The sequence below is a fragment of the Neobacillus bataviensis genome (genome assembly GCF_019969725.1).
Genome location: NZ_JAHXYW010000001.1, coordinates 785207 through 801835, shown reverse-complemented (window position 1 = coordinate 801835; position 16629 = coordinate 785207). Strand labels below are relative to the sequence as shown.

At 40.4% G+C, this 16629-nt stretch carries 15 protein-coding genes; 7 read left to right on the top strand and 8 right to left on the bottom strand.

Features of this window, described 5'->3' with window-relative positions:
- Positions 1–11: 11 nt before the first annotated feature.
- From menC to LC455_RS03865, 5 genes are all read right to left on the bottom strand, one after another.
- Positions 12–1118, bottom strand: a complete 1107-nt coding sequence (menC, locus tag LC455_RS03885; protein ID WP_223588338.1) for an o-succinylbenzoate synthase — start codon at positions 1116–1118, stop codon at positions 12–14.
- A complete protein-coding gene (locus LC455_RS03880; protein ID WP_223588336.1) occupies positions 1115–1930 on the bottom strand; it encodes a GNAT family N-acetyltransferase in 816 nt (271 codons plus the stop codon). Before LC455_RS03880 ends, menC begins: the two co-directional genes overlap by 4 nt.
- Positions 1930–3066 (bottom strand): M20 peptidase aminoacylase family protein, encoded by a 1137-nt coding sequence (locus LC455_RS03875; RefSeq protein ID WP_223588334.1) that lies wholly within the window; start codon positions 3064–3066, stop codon positions 1930–1932. Before LC455_RS03875 ends, LC455_RS03880 begins: the two co-directional genes overlap by 1 nt.
- A 2-nt stretch (positions 3067–3068) precedes the next feature.
- Complete coding sequence (locus LC455_RS03870; RefSeq protein ID WP_223588333.1) at positions 3069–3935, bottom strand: MurR/RpiR family transcriptional regulator; 867 nt, start codon at positions 3933–3935, stop codon at positions 3069–3071.
- Between the two features lie 194 nt (positions 3936–4129).
- The gene (locus tag LC455_RS03865; RefSeq protein ID WP_223588331.1) at positions 4130–4870 is read right to left on the bottom strand and encodes a YwaF family protein; all 741 of its coding nucleotides are present in this window, start codon (positions 4868–4870) and stop codon (positions 4130–4132) included.
- Positions 4871–5037: 167 nt separating this feature from the next.
- Here LC455_RS03865 and LC455_RS03860 point away from each other — a divergent pair, with 167 nt between their 5' ends.
- From LC455_RS03860 to mutL, 3 genes are all read left to right on the top strand, one after another.
- Entirely contained in the window at positions 5038–5517 is a 480-nt protein-coding gene (locus tag LC455_RS03860) for a hypothetical protein (RefSeq protein ID WP_223588329.1), read from the top strand.
- 140 nt (positions 5518–5657) lie between these two features.
- Entirely contained in the window at positions 5658–8249 is a 2592-nt protein-coding gene (gene mutS / locus LC455_RS03855) for a DNA mismatch repair protein MutS (protein WP_223588327.1), read from the top strand.
- Positions 8250–8262: 13 nt separating this feature from the next.
- Positions 8263–10176 carry a DNA mismatch repair endonuclease MutL gene (mutL, locus tag LC455_RS03850; protein ID WP_223588325.1) on the top strand — a complete coding sequence of 638 codons (1914 nt, stop codon included), beginning with the start codon at positions 8263–8265 and terminating at the stop codon, positions 10174–10176.
- 189 nt (positions 10177–10365) lie between these two features.
- Here the strand turns inward: mutL and LC455_RS03845 are convergent, their stop codons facing one another.
- Positions 10366–11238 carry an SDR family oxidoreductase gene (locus LC455_RS03845; RefSeq protein WP_223588323.1) on the bottom strand — a complete coding sequence of 291 codons (873 nt, stop codon included), beginning with the start codon at positions 11236–11238 and terminating at the stop codon, positions 10366–10368.
- Between the two features lie 409 nt (positions 11239–11647).
- Here LC455_RS03845 and LC455_RS03840 point away from each other — a divergent pair, with 409 nt between their 5' ends.
- Entirely contained in the window at positions 11648–12091 is a 444-nt protein-coding gene (locus tag LC455_RS03840; protein ID WP_223588321.1) for a hypothetical protein, read from the top strand.
- A gap of 32 nt (positions 12092–12123) precedes the next feature.
- On the opposite strand, the gene mreBH is transcribed toward LC455_RS03840, so the two are convergent.
- Positions 12124–13140: a rod-share determining protein MreBH gene (mreBH, locus tag LC455_RS03835; RefSeq protein ID WP_223588319.1), complete on the bottom strand. Its 1017-nt coding sequence runs from the start codon at positions 13138–13140 to the stop codon at positions 12124–12126.
- A gap of 348 nt (positions 13141–13488) precedes the next feature.
- Here mreBH and miaA point away from each other — a divergent pair, with 348 nt between their 5' ends.
- From miaA to spoVK, 3 genes are all read left to right on the top strand, one after another.
- Positions 13489–14445, top strand: coding sequence for a tRNA (adenosine(37)-N6)-dimethylallyltransferase MiaA (gene miaA, locus LC455_RS03830; RefSeq protein WP_223588318.1), 957 nt, complete (start codon positions 13489–13491; stop codon positions 14443–14445).
- Between the two features lie 26 nt (positions 14446–14471).
- Positions 14472–14702, top strand: a complete 231-nt coding sequence (gene hfq, locus LC455_RS03825; RefSeq protein ID WP_223588316.1) for an RNA chaperone Hfq — start codon at positions 14472–14474, stop codon at positions 14700–14702.
- A gap of 200 nt (positions 14703–14902) precedes the next feature.
- The gene (gene spoVK, locus LC455_RS03820; RefSeq protein WP_223588314.1) at positions 14903–15850 is read left to right on the top strand and encodes a stage V sporulation protein K; all 948 of its coding nucleotides are present in this window, start codon (positions 14903–14905) and stop codon (positions 15848–15850) included.
- 32 nt (positions 15851–15882) lie between these two features.
- Here the strand turns inward: spoVK and LC455_RS03815 are convergent, their stop codons facing one another.
- Positions 15883–16488 carry a trimeric intracellular cation channel family protein gene (locus tag LC455_RS03815; protein ID WP_223588312.1) on the bottom strand — a complete coding sequence of 202 codons (606 nt, stop codon included), beginning with the start codon at positions 16486–16488 and terminating at the stop codon, positions 15883–15885.
- Positions 16489–16629: the final 141 nt, after the last annotated feature.

Genomic DNA, 16629 nt, shown 5'->3' with positions numbered 1-16629 from the left:
TATTCACCCCATTATTTGTAATGTTTTTTCGCTACTGTAAATGCATCTACTGCATCCAGATCCACTTCATAGCCAATTCCGGCAGTTTGAGGTACCTGAATATATCCGTTTTCCGCCACAACTTCGGGCAGGATAATATCTTTTTCCCAGTAACGATTCGAGCTTGCTGTATCGCCAGGTAAAATAAAGTTTGATAAAGTAGTTAATGCAACATTATGTGCTCGTCCGATCCCGGACTCAAGCATGCCGCCGCACCATACTGGAATCTCATTTGCCTCACAGTAATCATGGATTTTTCTTGCTTCCGTCAAACCGCCGACTCGTCCGATTTTAATATTAATAATTTTTGTACTGCCCAGTTCTACCGCTTTACGCGCATCCTCAACAGAATGAATGCTTTCATCTAAACAAATTGGAGTTTTTAGTATTTTTTGCAGCTGTGCATGATCGATGATGTCATCCGATGCTAAAGGCTGTTCAATCATCGTTAAGTTAAACTCATCCAGCTTTTTTAAAAGCTCTGCATCCTCCAAACGGTATGCCGAGTTTGCATCTGCCATAATCGCAACGTCAGGGAACTTCTCGCGCAATGTTCGCATGACTTCAACATCCCAGCCCGGCTTAATTTTCACTTTAATCCGTTTGTAGCCTTCCTTTACATATTCATCGACTAACGCTACTAAGTCGTCAATTGATTTTTGAATGCCAATACTAATCCCAACTTCAATTTTTTCTTTTTTTCCACCGAGTGCAGAAGCAAGAGATTGATTGGTTTGCTGTGCATAAATATCCCAAATGGCACCTTCAATGGTCGACTTTGCCATATTATTTTTTCTGATGGGGGCAAAAAGTTCACTCACTTCATCAGGATGGTTCATTTCCTTCTTTAATAGTAACGGAATTAAAAAATCCTCTAACATATGCCAATTTGTTTGTAATGTCTCTTCGTTGTACCAAGGGGAATGGAAGGCTACCGACTCGCCCCATCCAATGGTTCCGTCTTCGTCTCTTGCTTCTAGTAATAGAAAGTCTTTGTCTGTAAATGTTCCAAAGCTAGTAGTAAAGGGTGCTTTTAATTTCATTTTTAAATGGCGAATCGTAATGTCTGTAATCTTCATTTTGTTTCTCCTCCTAGTGCTAACGTATCTTTTTTTACAAAAATGTATTTATTGTGTGTTTCATTTGGCTGTAATCGAACAGTGGCATATCCCGCTTTGAATAAGCGTTGGAACTGTGTTCGCGTCTGTATTCGCCAGTCCATCGCCAGTGGTTGGCTAGCGGCTTTTAAGGCTTGAAAATCCTTTGGTACAGCCAATGAATAGGCAGGGCGGTTTAGATCCTGCTCAATGCCCCCAACGTAAACAGGCAGGCCTACTTCATTAAATGAAATGGTGTTTATAGCTGCAGGCCAATCTATATTTGGTAAATGTTTTTCAACAACATAACGACTGGTTAAATGCCAATGCACTTCAAAACGGTCTGACGGCAGTCCTTGATTGAAGACGTTCTTCATCTCACCGTAGCAATTTTCTACATAAGTGTCACAAATCCCATTAAGCTTGGTTAGATTTAAATATCCGTTTCGGGTTTCAAGCGGGTCATATGTCCAGTGCATTGAGTCATAGCCTTTCGTTATGGCAATTTCACGTTGTTCAAGCTTAAGTTTTTCACCTATGCCGTGTGAACGGTAATCCTCGTCAATTCCGAGCATATGTGAGCATAAATAGCTTTTGCCATCACGGAAGCCGGCAAAGCCATAGCTAAAACCGATTAATCGGTTTCCGTCAAAGGCACCGACCATAATGCCGCCGTTTTTTACTGCCGTTAACGTTTGGTGTGTTGGAGTGGGGGGCATTTCCCAAACTTTACATTCCAGTTCTTGAACTTGTTCCATTTCCTCAATTGTTTTCAGTTCTCGAATGATAATCATTAATTCTCGCTCCTTTCTATTGGTTGTAATGCCAATACTAAGGCTCTTGTAATGATTTGAGCCCCTATCGGGAGCCGTTTTCGATTAAATGTCATATGTGGATGATGTAACCCGGGGGTGACCCCGCAGCCAAGTCCAAGCATCGTTGTTTTTAGTTTTGGTCTTTTATAAGCGTAAAAATGGAAGTCTTCTCCGCCTGGAGTGACAATTTCCGGTGCTAAATGTTCCTTGCCTGCTACATCGATAATCGCTTGTTGCATAATCGCTTTTGCCGTTTCATCCACTTGAGCGGCGGCAATATGGGCATCCACTTGGTAATCAATCGAAGCTCCATACATCATACTCACGGCAGTGATAACTTTTTCAAACCCGGCAGTTAATGCCTCCATCGTTTCATTATTTTGAGCCCTTGCGTCAATACTAAAGGTTGCCTTACCAGGGATGATATTTGTTGAGGTGCCGCCTGCTTGAAGCTGTGTCATTTTAATAGAAGCAGTTTCAGCCGGGCTAATCCAAACCCGTTTTAACCCGTCAATTAAAGCGGCTGCTGCCTCAATTGCGTTTACCCCTTTTTCAGGCCGGGATCCGTGTGCTTCCACTCCTTTTATGGTTCCGGTCAAAAGTTTTGCAGCCCCATGATAAAGTGCCGGCGCATACGTCCCGTCTTGTAGTTCAAAATGCGGTCTTACATGTGTCCCGAACAGATAGTGAAGCGAATCAACAACGCCTTCCTCCACAAGTGCCTTTGCCCCTTGTGCCTTTTCCTCAGCGGGTTGAAATATAATACGCACGGCTCCTGTAAGTGTTGGGGCAAGTTCTTTTAATAAAAGAATGGTGCCAAGTGCCATTGTCATGTGCCCATCATGTCCGCATGAATGATTGGCGCGGAACTGACCGTCCACTTCCTGCCATAGAGCGTCGATATCTGTACGGAATCCAACCATGGGAGTCCCTTCGCCAATATCTACATATAATCCAGTCATATTTTCAAATGTATATGGTTCAAAACCTTCTTTTCGAAGAAAGTCTGCAATAAATGCGGTTGTTTCAACTTCCCCCCAACTGACCTCCGGATTCCTATGTAAATGTTCGAAAATTGAACTTAAACGTTCAGCTAATGTTTGTTCTGTCACCATTGTCAACTCCACCTGTCCGAAATAAAGCTATATTGAAAATCATCGTACTTAACCCTTTGATTGTTGTAGTAAACTGGATCAAATGTCATCATCCCTGTAACTAATATATTTAAAAAGGAAATGAGAGAAGGCATAAGATCAATGGTTGATAGCTCAGGTTGTTCTAATATAAAAGCGTAGGAGCAATAATTATTGATAGGAGCAAGTTTAGAATCTGTAACGGCCAGAATCGTAATACCCCGTTCATGGAGTGCCTTGGCTATTTGTATTGGTTCTTTAAAATAACGGTGTAGTGAAATGACAATTACCACCGCTTGTTCATCGATTTCCTGGAGGGTTCGAATCAGTTCTGCTGTTTGTGTTTGGATAAGCCTGACATTAGGCCTAAGAATATTCATCGTAAAATGCAGCCACTGAGCACCAAACTCCGATGCACCGGCACCCACAATGTAAATATTTTTCGCTTCATGTAATTTATGTGTTGCATCATTAAATAGTTTCTTATCAATTTGTTTGGCAATTCTGATAATTTTAGAGCTATCTTTGTTCATTCCTTTTTCGACCAGGCACTGGTCATTGAAAAGCTCTTTTTTAGAGGATACGTAATTCCCCAGTGTACTTTCAGATGTATGGTTAAATACAAATAGGGTAATTTCTTTTTGCAGCTGGGTATATCCTTCGAGCCCTATTGCATAGCAGAAGCGAATAACTGTTGTCTCGCTTGTGCCAGCCTTGTCCCCAACTTCGGCTGCAGAATGGACACCGATAAAGGTTGGGTTTTTCAGCACAAAGTTTGCCACTTTTTGCTGTGCCTTCGATAGTTCATTAAAATACAGTTCAATCCTGTCCTTGATGGTTTGTTCTTTCATGAAGTCTCTCCTTTAATTATGCATAAAATGAAGTATAAACTTCTTTTTGATGAATATAAAAATAGCACAAATTAAAATTAAAAACAATAAATATTCAGAAATTTTTAAAAAAGAACAGAGAGGAAAGGTTTAGGAGATATTCGCTTGACAAAAAAAGGACCGGGCAATGCCCGGTTTCTCTTAATTTGGATTGTTTATGGAATGGACAAATCCCGGTCTGCCTCCAGCTTTTTGGGTGATTTCTCACGGAAAATAAGCCAGACGAAAAGACTAAGGGTGATTAATAACCCCTCCATTGAGAGGATATAGAAAGGGTATGGACCCAGAACGTCTAATAAACTGGCACCATCTGGTTTATGGCTTAAGAACATATAGTTTCCGCCTGTTAGTTTATTAATCAACATAATAATGGGCATTAAAATATTCAAGAAAACAAACAGCTTCAAAACGGACCAAATGGTCGGGCGGTATCCCTTTGCCCAAGTGAAATACAAAGGAACCCAAATCTCCATTAAATGAGTATAAAAGAAATGAAAAAACCGAAAATGTGGGAATTCATAATTTAATAATGGAGTGAATATTGCCTGAGTGGCACCTAATAATGCCGTAAATAATAAAATCTCATAGATTAATTTTTTTCTAGTCAGCAATAAAATGACCGTTAGGATCAAGCTGATGCTGCATAATTCCAACGGAAATGCATGACTTACATCCCAGCTTCCATTGATAGCCATCCAAAAATGATAGGTTACTTCAATTGAAATTAATGAAACAGCAATCCCAATTTCCACACCGCGCCATTTCTCATCCTTCAGTTTATTTCGATAAAGAAAAATCAAAATGGCACCCAGAAATAAGATGGTCATGATAACAAAGTGACTAACTGAAAACATATCAAAATCATAATTTGTATTACTTCGGCCAAACCACTCCATAAATTCACCACCCTTATTTAAATAATATCATGGTATGGTAAAAGATGGGGATAGATTAATCGGAATATTTAAAAAATTATTTTCTTTGATGACAACATTATATATTTGAAGAATTAATCAATGGAATTTGGGTATTTTATAACAATACACCAAAGGAGATTTCAGTGATGATAAACCTCATTTTTTGGGCCTTCTTTTTAGTACCATGGCTTTCTCTATTCTTTTTAAAAAACTCGGCTATTCGCAGGTATATGCCGGTTGCCTTGTTTGCAACGGTTATTAACACAATCTTTTACCAAATTGCTTGGACTTATGGCTGGTGGAAATACAAAGAAACTCTTTTTTCGTGGGATAAGGTAGCACAAGTACATACCGTATATGGTGTATTTTTGGTAGGGACGATCTGGATTTTTTATTTTACCTTCCGTAAATTTTGGATTTATTTCCTTGTTAATTTGATTACAGATTGTATCTACTCTTTCGGTTTCAGAGCTTTATGGAAGAAACTCGGAATTACTACTAGTGGGGGAAACTTGTCACCTCTTGAAGGGATTATGTATATGACTCTAATCTCAATCACTCTTTACATATATCAACTATGGCAAGAAGGACTGTTTGGGAGAGAAAATAAAATTAGAGAAGAATAGGTTATTGAAAAGGGCTGAGTTTAACTCAAGCTCTTTTTTTGTCTTAAAGAATTGGAAGTAATCGCTGAGTGCCTCACCCTTCATTTATGGTATAATAGTTTGTCGAAGATACTCGAAAGATTAAAACAGTGGAGGTCATTATGGCTGGTTATACGCCGATGATACAGCAATACTTAACCGTAAAGGCAGATTATCAAGATGCCTTTTTATTTTTTCGCTTAGGCGATTTTTATGAAATGTTTTTTGAGGATGCAATTAAGGCATCACAAGAATTAGAGATAACCTTAACAAGCCGTGAAGGTGGTTCGGAAGACAGGATCCCGATGTGCGGTGTTCCCTACCATTCAGCCCCTGGATATATCGAACAGCTCGTTTCAAGAGGTTATAAAGTAGCGATTTGCGAGCAAATGGAAGACGCCAAACTAACAAAAGGTATGGTAAAGCGTGAAGTGGTCCAATTGATCACTCCAGGAACGCTCATGGAAGGCAAAGGGTTATCAGATAAAGAGAATAACTATATTGCATCGATTACAGCATTTGACGACCAAACGTACGGATTTGCCTATAACGATATTTCCACAGGTGAAAGCAGAGTAACCTTGTTATCCAATAACTTTGATGAAGTATTGAATGAATTGGCCGTTTTAGGTGCAAAGGAAGTGGTCGTTGCCAGCAGTTTTGATGGCGACCTGCAAAAGAAAATGCGTGAACGCGATGTCCTTGCGATTTCGTTTGAAGATAATAGTTCAATAGATTTAAATTTTACTCATTTGCTCGAAGGGTTAAATCAGGACAAGCTCAAGCAAACGGTGGCAAGATTGTTTAATTATTTATATCGTTCGCAAAAAAGAAGCCTTGATCATCTACAGCCAGTAACAACCTATCAAATTCATCAATTTATGAAAATTGATTATTTCTCAAAACGGAACTTGGAATTAACCGAAACGATTCGCTCAAAAGGAAAAAAAGGCTCACTGTTATGGCTGCTGGATGAAACCATGACCGCCATGGGCGGCCGGATGTTAAAGCACTGGATTGACCGTCCATTGATTGTCCAAGACGAAATTGAATACCGCCATAAATTAGTAGAAGTGCTAATGAACCATTATTTTGAGCGTCAGGAACTTCGTGAAAAATTAAAAGAAGTGTACGATTTAGAACGTTTAGCAGGCCGTGTTGCTTTTGGAAATGTGAATGCACGCGACTTGGTTCAATTAAAACGTTCCTTAATTCAGATACCTTTTTTAAAACAAATCTTAAACAGTATGCAGAATGAAGAAGTGAATAAAATCGCAGATCTTCTAGATCCTTGTGAAGAAGTGACTGATTTATTGGAACAGGCTATTGTGGAGAATCCGCCGCTTTCCTTAAAAGAAGGAAATATGATTCGTGACGGCTACAATGCCCAGTTAGATCAATATCGCGATGCCAGCCGGAACGGGAAAACATGGATTGCCCAACTAGAGCGTGAGGAAAGAGAGAAAACCGGGATTAAATCGTTGAAGGTAGGGTATAACCGGGTATTTGGCTATTATATTGAAGTCACCCGGGCCAATCTCCACCTCTTAACGGAAGGTCAGTATGAGCGCAAACAAACATTAACCAATGCGGAACGTTTTATTACCCCTGAATTAAAGGAAAAAGAGGCGTTAATTTTACAAGCGGAAGAAAAGTGCGGCGAGCTCGAGTATGAGTTATTCACGGAAATTCGTGAAATCGTCAAAGAACAAATTCCACGTCTGCAAGCACTTGCGAAAACCGTCAGCGAGCTCGATGTGCTCCAGTGCTTCGCACAAGTGAGTGAGGAACGCCGTTATGTGAAACCACAATTTTCAACGGAACGCCGTGTGGTAATTAAAGATGGACGTCACCCGGTTGTTGAGAAGGTGTTAAACGCCCAGGAATATGTACCAAATGATTGCTTTATGGACAGTGACCGGGAAGTTCTGTTAATCACGGGGCCAAACATGTCCGGTAAGAGCACGTACATGCGCCAGATTGCCTTGACCGCCATCCTCGCGCAAATCGGATGTTATGTCCCGGCTGATGAAGCGGTGCTGCCGATTTTTGACCAAGTGTTTACCCGAATTGGGGCGGCCGATGATTTGATTTCAGGCCAAAGTACCTTTATGGTCGAAATGTTGGAAGCGAAAAATGCAATTGCGAACGCAACGCAAAACAGTTTGATTTTATTTGATGAGATTGGACGAGGAACATCAACGTATGACGGGATGGCTCTTGCACAGGCCATCATTGAATATATTCATAACCGGATTGGGGCGAAAACACTGTTTTCAACCCACTATCATGAATTAACCGTATTGGAAGAAGAACTATTGAAGTTAAAAAACATCCATGTCAGTGCGATTGAGCACAATGGCAAGGTTGTTTTCCTTCATAAAATAAAGGAAGGCCCTGCTGACAAGAGTTACGGTATTCATGTCGCTCAGCTGGCAGAGCTGCCTGCTGAATTAATTGACCGGGCCAATGAAATTTTAACAGCACTTGAACAGCCTGAAGCGGTTCAGATCGTTCCAGTAAAAGTGGAAGCAAAAGTGGTAGAAAAGCCTGCGCAGTTATCCTTTTTCGATGAACCGCAGGAACCAAAAAAGCCTGAGCTTTCTACTAAAGAGAAAAAAGTTTTGGATAAAATCAAAGAACTGGATTTATTAGATGTAACACCACTTCAAGCAATTAACATGCTGTATGAGCTTCAAAAGAAATTAAAGTAGGAGGCGATTGCTGGTGGGTAAGATTATCCAATTAGATGACGCCTTATCAAATAAAATAGCGGCAGGAGAAGTAGTCGAACGCCCTGCCTCTGTCGTGAAGGAATTAGTGGAAAACGCCATTGATGCCGGCAGCACGGTCATCGAAATTGAGGTAGAAGAAGCAGGACTCGCGAAGATCCGCATCACTGATAATGGGAACGGAATTGAAGAGGATGATGTGCTGCTTGCTTTTCAGCGGCATGCTACTTCTAAAATCAAAAATGAAAATGATTTATTCCGGATTCGCACTCTTGGATTTCGCGGCGAAGCCCTGCCAAGTATCGCTTCTGTTTCCAGGCTTGAAATGAAGACCTCTACTGGCGAGGGTGCTGGAAATTTGGTCGTCATTGAAGGCGGCAAGGTAGAAACCTTTGAAAAAGCATCCAGCAGACGCGGCACGGATATTACGATTACCGATTTATTTTTCAATACGCCTGCACGTCTGAAGTATATGAAAACCATTCACACAGAGCTTGGAAATATCACGGATGTGGTGAACCGGTTGGCGCTATCGCATCCAGAGGTAGCGTTCCGCCTGATTCATAATGAGCGGAAGCTGCTGCAGACAAATGGGAATGGCGATGTTCGTCAGGTGTTAGCGGCGATTTACGGAATGAGTATTGCCAAACAGCTCGTGCCCATTTCCGGTCAGTCGCTTGATTATAAAATTACTGGATTTGCCTCGATGCCAGAAGTAACAAGAGCATCGAGAAACTATATCTCAACCATGATCAATGGTCGGTTTATCAAAAACTATCCATTGGCAAAAGCGATACAGGAAGGGTATCATACCTTGCTTCCTATTGGCCGGTTCCCGATTGTGCTTTTGAATATCGATATGGATCCCTTGCTTGTCGACGTAAATGTCCATCCATCGAAAATGGAAGTCCGCATCAGTAAGGAATCGGAATTGAATGAACTCGTAACTTCTATCATTAAAGAGGCTTTCAAATCGAAGGTATTAATTCCGACTGCCTATACCCCTGTGAAAAAAGAAACGCCAAAATCGGAACAAACTTCTTTGGTTTTGGACGAGGGTACTCCTCTATCGAATACATCGTTTGTGAAGAAGGAGCCTGTCATTTATAAAGCGCCTGAAGTAACAGTAGAACGACCTTATACTTTCGAACCAAAAGAATCGATTTCTGAATTAAAAACCTGGGAGTCCGTTGATCCTTTTAGTGAGGTACCTGCAGATACTTATGAGGATATGGATGATCCTATTTCTGGATTGGTTGAAACACGAATTGAATCTCCGGTTGAGCCACAAACTGTGCCAGAGCCAGAGCCTGTTGAAGATGAGAGCCGGGTCCCTCGGTTGTATCCAATCGGACAAATGCATGGAACGTATATTTTTGCGCAGAATGAAAATGGTCTTTATATCGTCGATCAGCATGCTGCTCAGGAACGACTTAAGTACGAATACTTCCGTGAAAAAGTGGGGCAGGTGCAGTCCGAGCTTCAGGAAATGCTCGTGCCATTAACGTTTGAGTATTCAACTGACGAATACCTGAAGATAAATGAATACTCGAGTGAGCTAGAAAAGGTTGGCGTTTTTCTCGAGGAGTTTGGCATGAATAGTTTCATCGTCCGCTCCCACCCGCAATGGTTTCCTAAGGGTGAGGAAAAACAAATCATTGAAGAGATGATTGAACAGTTACTTTTGATGAAAAAAGTGGATATCAAAAAGCTTCGTGAGGAAGCAGCCATTATGATGAGCTGTAAAGCTTCGATTAAAGCAAACCGCCATTTACGCAACGATGAAATCCAAGCGCTGCTGGATGATTTGCGTAGGGCATCCGATCCGTTTACATGTCCGCATGGAAGACCGATTATTGTGCATTATTCGGTATATGAAATGGAGAAGATGTTTAAACGGGTCATGTAAATAATGGAGAAACTGCATTGAAGCACAGAAAAGGCACGTAGTGATGAGCTACGTGCCTTTTCTGTGTTTAAAAACGATCTTTCATTTACCGGAGGAGCCTTCTTCTGAATAAATTGGGTAATGAACTGCCGTTCATATAAAAAAACCGACCTTTTTTGCATTCGAAAGGTCGGTTTTAAGTATGTTCTATTATTTAGCTAAAGAGATTCCGTTAACAATCTGAGTCAATGCCTCATTTATTGGCGTAGCCGGACGGCCAAGAAGCTTTTCGAAATCATTGCTTTCGATTTCTAATGCTCCGTTGCGGATGCCTTTCTGGATGCCAACTAGGAATGGAATGAGGAAATCCGGTAAACCAGCACCTTTCATGATATCAGCATAAGTGGCGTCATCCACCTGTTGAACAGGGACTTCTTTCCCTAATACAGTGCCTAGGGCAGAAACCAGTTCTTCCTGTGACAATGGCTTGCCAGAAAGCTCATAAATGGTATTTTCGTGGCCTTCTCCAGCCAGTACTGCTGCCGCTGCCTCTGCGTAGTCTTGTTGAAGTGTCCAGCCGACTTTGCCAGAACCAGCGGATGTCACCCATGGAGCTCCTGCGAGGACACCTTGAATACTTGGAATTTCATTCTCTAAGTACCAGTTATTGCGTAAGAAGGAGTAAGGAATACCAGTTTTCAAAATCGCTTCTTCTGTCGCAACGTGTGGAGGGGCAAGGAACATCGTGGTTTCACTTGCATTCGCCAGACTAGTATAAGCAATGAATTTTACCCCTGCACGTTCTGCCGCCGCAACCGCATCCGTATGCTGACGAATTCTAGTTTCATTGTCCCCATCCGCGGAAATAAGTAATAAACGGTCAATACCTGCAAAAGCCGCATCCAATGTTTCTGGACGATCAAAATCTCCTTGTCGAACTTCAACTCCCCGAGCCTGTAATCCGGCTGCTTTCTCCGGATTGCGGACACTTACCGCCAATTGACTTGCTGGAACAGTATTCAAAATCGTTTCTACTACCTTCGATCCCAATTTCCCTGTTGCACCTGTAACAAGCATTTTCATAGCTTATTCCTCCAATGTATGTTTTTTATAAATTAATTTTTTGATTGTAATTAAATTGATTACCTGTAACTATAATAGTTACATTTGGCATCCCTGTCAACATATAAATTTGTTTTTTATTATCAATTGATGGGTAGAAATGCTCTACGTGCCCGAAAAGCGTTCGAAGGAACGAATTGGGTAACGTAGAATGGGTCTATGTGCCTGAAAATGTTCCGAGGAAGCGAATTAGGTAACGTGGAGAGGTTCTACGTGTCCGAAAACCATTCGAGAATGGCAACTCGGCACATAAACTAAAATCGCTGAGTTTGTAAAAAATTGTTGTTTTCTATCAATAAATAACCAATAATTGAAGGTGTAAAATTACACTAATCATTGTATAATGTTGGTAAGAGGGGAGGATGAGTCCTTGATCGCATTAAGCCTATTAAGTGCATTTTTACCCATCGTTATCATTATTTTTGTTATTGTTTATGCCGTGAAAAATAAAGAAAAGGGGGAAGAAGCAGTGATACGCCATCTTTATACGTATTTAGTCTTATTTGCTACTCTAATGATGGTCATTGGAGGTGGAATATCCATCTTTATGGCGGCAGCCGATTTAATTAGTCCGCCAAGTTATTATCAGAGCTATGAAGATTTTAAACAAATTAGAGAAGATAATAAAGTGAAAGACGAGAAGGTGCTGACGGAGAAGGAGCTTCGAGCAAGGTACGAACAAACAGTTAAAGATGAAAAAAACCGAGTTAAGGAAAGTGCAAAAAATCAAATCATTAAAAGCCTTGGATTCATCGTTATACCTTTTCCGATTTTCCTATACTTCAACCGAATGCGAAAACAACAAAATGTATAAAAGAAACAGGCTGTCGAACAGCCTGTTTTTAACTATTTTACTGCAGCTTGCAGCTTATTCATATATGGTATTGCTTTTCCGGTTCCGATTGCTACAGATTCAAGCGGATTCTCTGCCAATTGTACTGGAACTACAATCTCCTTGCTTAACCATGCCTCCATGCCGTTCAATAATGAACCGCCTCCTGTAAGGATAACACCACGGTCGACAATATCGCCGCTTAGTTCTGCGGGACAATCTTCAAGTGTGGCGCGGATGGCTTCTAAAATATGCAATAAAGGTTCCTTCAAAGCATTTCTAACTTCATAGGATGATAGCTTAATAGTTTTTGGCAATCCAGATACTAAATCACGTCCGCGAATCTCCTTAAATTGCTCCTCGTGATCTATTAAGGCGTAACCAATTTCCATTTTGATTTTTTCGGCCGTTCTTTCTCCAATCAACACATTGTATTCTTTACGAACGTATTGAATAATATCTTCATCCAGGCGGTCTCCGCCGACTTTAATGGAATGACAAGATACGACGCCGCCAAAGGAAATAATCGCGACTTCAGTATTTCCGCCGCCGATATCCACCACGACATTGGCAACAGGTTCATCAATTGGCATCCCAGCGCCTATCGCGGCCGCAACTGGCTCTTCAATTAAGGTGATTTTTTTAGCGCCTGCATTTTTCACTGCATCATGAATGGCTCTTCTTTCTACGCTAGTAGAACCAGAAGGGATGCAAACGACAACATTTGGCTTACGTAGAGCGAAACCAAGCTTTTTGGAAGCCTTTCGCAAGATATTCTTTAACATTTCGGTGGTAATGTCGAAATCGGCAATAACACCATCTTTTAATGGACGAATGGTGACAAATTTTTCTGGAGTCTTTCCGACCATTTCATATGCTTCCGAGCCGACGGCAACAATATTTTTAGTAGTGGTATCAACCACGACTACAGATGGCTCATTAAGCGCAATCCCTTTATGCTTACTATATACCAATATATTTGCAGTTCCTAAATCAATACCAATATCATAATTTGATAAATTTGATAGCATTTTATTCACCTAATTTCCTAATTTATAAATATTTACGTAACACCCGCATGACAAATTGCGAGTTTTTTTTACAAAATAGTGTACGATTAAGCCTAACATGAATTTGGGGGTGAAAAGCGATTTGTAAATGAACCGTTATCGTTTTGTAAATTTGGACGAAAAATTCATCAGATTGTAATCAAACTGAAAAAAATATATTCATTCGACCCAACACGCATAGAAAAGAAATTTTTTGTATATACTTATTTGATGTTCAACTGCTTTTCAAAATTGTGTTACGATGAAGTGGTGGAAGGTCAACGAATGAACTCCTTCCATTTAAAAAAGGTATAAGGCAGTGTGAAAATATTGGATTCAAAACAAAAATTATTAGTCATCATCGGACCAACCGCTGTTGGAAAGACCAAGCTGAGTATTGAAATGGCTAAACAGTTTAATGGTGAGATTATCAGCGGTGATTCAATGCAAATCTATCGTGGCATGGATATTGGAACGGCTAAAATAACTCCAGAGGAAATGGAGGGAATCCCCCACCATTTGATTGATATTAAGGAGCCTAACGAAAATTTTTCCGTTGCTGAATTCCAATCGCTTGTCAGGGCAAAGATAGAAGAGATTGCCAAAATGGGAAAACTTCCTATTATTGCCGGTGGAACTGGACTCTATATTCAATCGGTCATTTATGATTATCAGTTTTCCGATGTTTCAGGTGATGAACAATTTCGCCAGCAGTTAGAACAACGAGCAAAAGAAATTGGCAATGAGGTACTTTATAAAGAATTATCTGAAGTGGATCCAGAAAGCGCAGCTCAAATCCATCCCAATAATGTCAGAAGAGTTATACGCGCCTTAGAAATTTACCATCTTACAGGTAAGACGATGCAAGAATTCCAAAGGACTCAGGAGCCGGATCTAATGTATGATACGGCACTCGTTGGCCTGACAATGGAAAGAGACATGCTTTATGAGCGGATAAATGCCCGCGTAGATTTAATGATGGAACAAGGACTTTTAGATGAAGTAAAAAGCCTGTATCACCAAGGCCTTCGGGATTGTCAATCCATTCAGGCCATTGGCTACAAAGAAATTTATGAATACCTGGATGGGAAAGTTTCCCTTGATGATGGGGTTGAAACCTTAAAGCAAAACTCCAGGCGATATGCCAAAAGGCAATTAACTTGGTTTCGTAACAAAATGGATGTAAAATGGTTTGATATGACAGATGTGAACGATTTCACGAAAAAAATAACGGAAATTTCACATTATGTTGAAGGAAAGCTTCAAGTAAAATCGAATACATATTAGTAGAGATAAAAGAGGAGGATATACAAATGAAAACCACAATTAACATTCAAGATCAATTTTTAAACCAGTGCCGTAAAGATAACACACACGTTACGGTGTTCCTATTGAACGGATTCCAATTAAGAGGCCAAATTAAGGGCTTTGATAACTTTACAGTTCTTTTTGAGTCAGAGGGGAAACAGCAATTAGTATTTAAGCATGCTATTTCAACATTTGCACCTCAGCGTAATGTGCAGCTTGATCTGGATAATCAATAATCTCTCTCGTAAATCTGAGCCCATATTGGAAGGGCTCTTTTTTATTTTTCAACTTTATTTAATGAAATGCAAAGGCATTGAATACACATAAAATGAAGGATTATGTATCCCAATTTATTAAAAGAAAAACTTTTAGTGAAAAATTTGCTAACAAAAATCCTACCAAACGTATACTGTCTGCAGAATGAGAGGTGAAAGCTTTGGACCAACGTATGCGAATGAAAAGCAACGGCCAAATAAAAGTTGTTCTCAATTCTCAAAAAAGAGAAACTGTAACGAAAGAGTTACCTGACTTTCAAGTTGTTCCAAAGGTCATTCCCCCAGAGCATACAGCCTTAAAAGAAATTGAAGAAGAGCTGGTAGCTTTGGTTGGTATGGATGAAATGAAACGAATGATAAAGGAAATTTATGCCTGGATTTATGTAAACAAGAAACGCGAGGAAATGGGCTTAAAGGCTAGAAAACAAGCGCTGCATATGATGTTTAAAGGAAATCCCGGAACCGGAAAAACGACCGTTGCCAGGTTAATTGGCAAGCTGTTTCAAAAAATGAGTGTTTTGTCCAAAGGTCATTTAATTGAGGCGGAACGTGCCGATCTCGTTGGTGAATATATCGGACATACCGCCCAAAAAACACGTGATTTGATCAAAAAAGCTCAAGGCGGCATTTTATTTATTGACGAGGCTTATTCGTTAGGACGCGGCGGGGAAAAGGATTTTGGAAAAGAGGCAATTGATACACTTGTCAAGCATATGGAAGATAAACAGCATGAATTTATTCTCATCCTTGCGGGTTACTCACAAGAAATGGACTATTTTCTAACGCTAAATCCCGGTCTCCATTCACGGTTTCCGTTGGTCATTGATTTTCCTGATTATAATATTGAGCAGCTGATGGAAATTGCGGGCAGGATGATAGTAGAACGAGAATACACCTTTAGTCATGAGGCTGAAAAAAAGTTAAAAGAGCATTTAATCTGGGTAAAAGCCGTTTTAAGTCCGAGCAGTTTTTCAAATGGCCGCTATGTCCGCAATATTATTGAAAAATCGATTCGTGCTCAAGCCATGAGGCTTTTAATGCTAAATAGCTATGATAGGCATGATTTGATGACATTGCGAAGCAATGATTTGGTGTTTGAAGAAGATTAAAAAAAATCGACGGTCAGTCACCGTCGATTTTTTTAATGTGCTCCCAGCCTCCGTATCGGCAGTTTCCAATCAAAGGTGTAGGAAAGAACGCGCAATACGGTAACCAGGATAAATAGTGTATACAATTCCCATGAGCTTGAAGCGATTTTAAGGCCAATGATTACGCCCGCTAGAATTGCCCAAACGGCATAAATCTCCGATCTTAAGACAATTGGCTTTCGACCGGCTAATAAGTCGCGAATGATCCCGCCGCCGATTCCGGTTAGGACTGCAGCAACAATCACAGCACTGAGTGGATGATTCATATTTGCCGCGTAAATCGCACCTTGAATGGCAAAGGCAGATAACCCTATGGCATCAAACAAATTGCCCCATTTTTGCCAGTGCTTAAGGAGATTTGATGGAAATAAGAACACCGCTGTAATCGATAATAAAGCGATTTGAAAAAATAATCCCTGCTCCCATAAAGCCGAAACGGGTACACCGATTAACAGGTTTCGAATAGCCCCTCCGCCAAAGGCAGTAACAATTCCTAGTATATAAACTCCTAAAATATCATATTCCTCTTCCATGGCCACAATCGCGCCGCTGACCGCAAAAGCAATTGTGCCAATCATACTTAAAACTTCCCATGTCATAATAATCATATTCCCCTTGTTGTCTTTCATGAAATACTAAAATTTTACCACGCATAAAGAAAAATACAACAATTATTTTTAATAAGGTTGTTATAGGGAAAAATAGAGATTAAAAAGCTTTTTTGTTATGATGAGACGTAG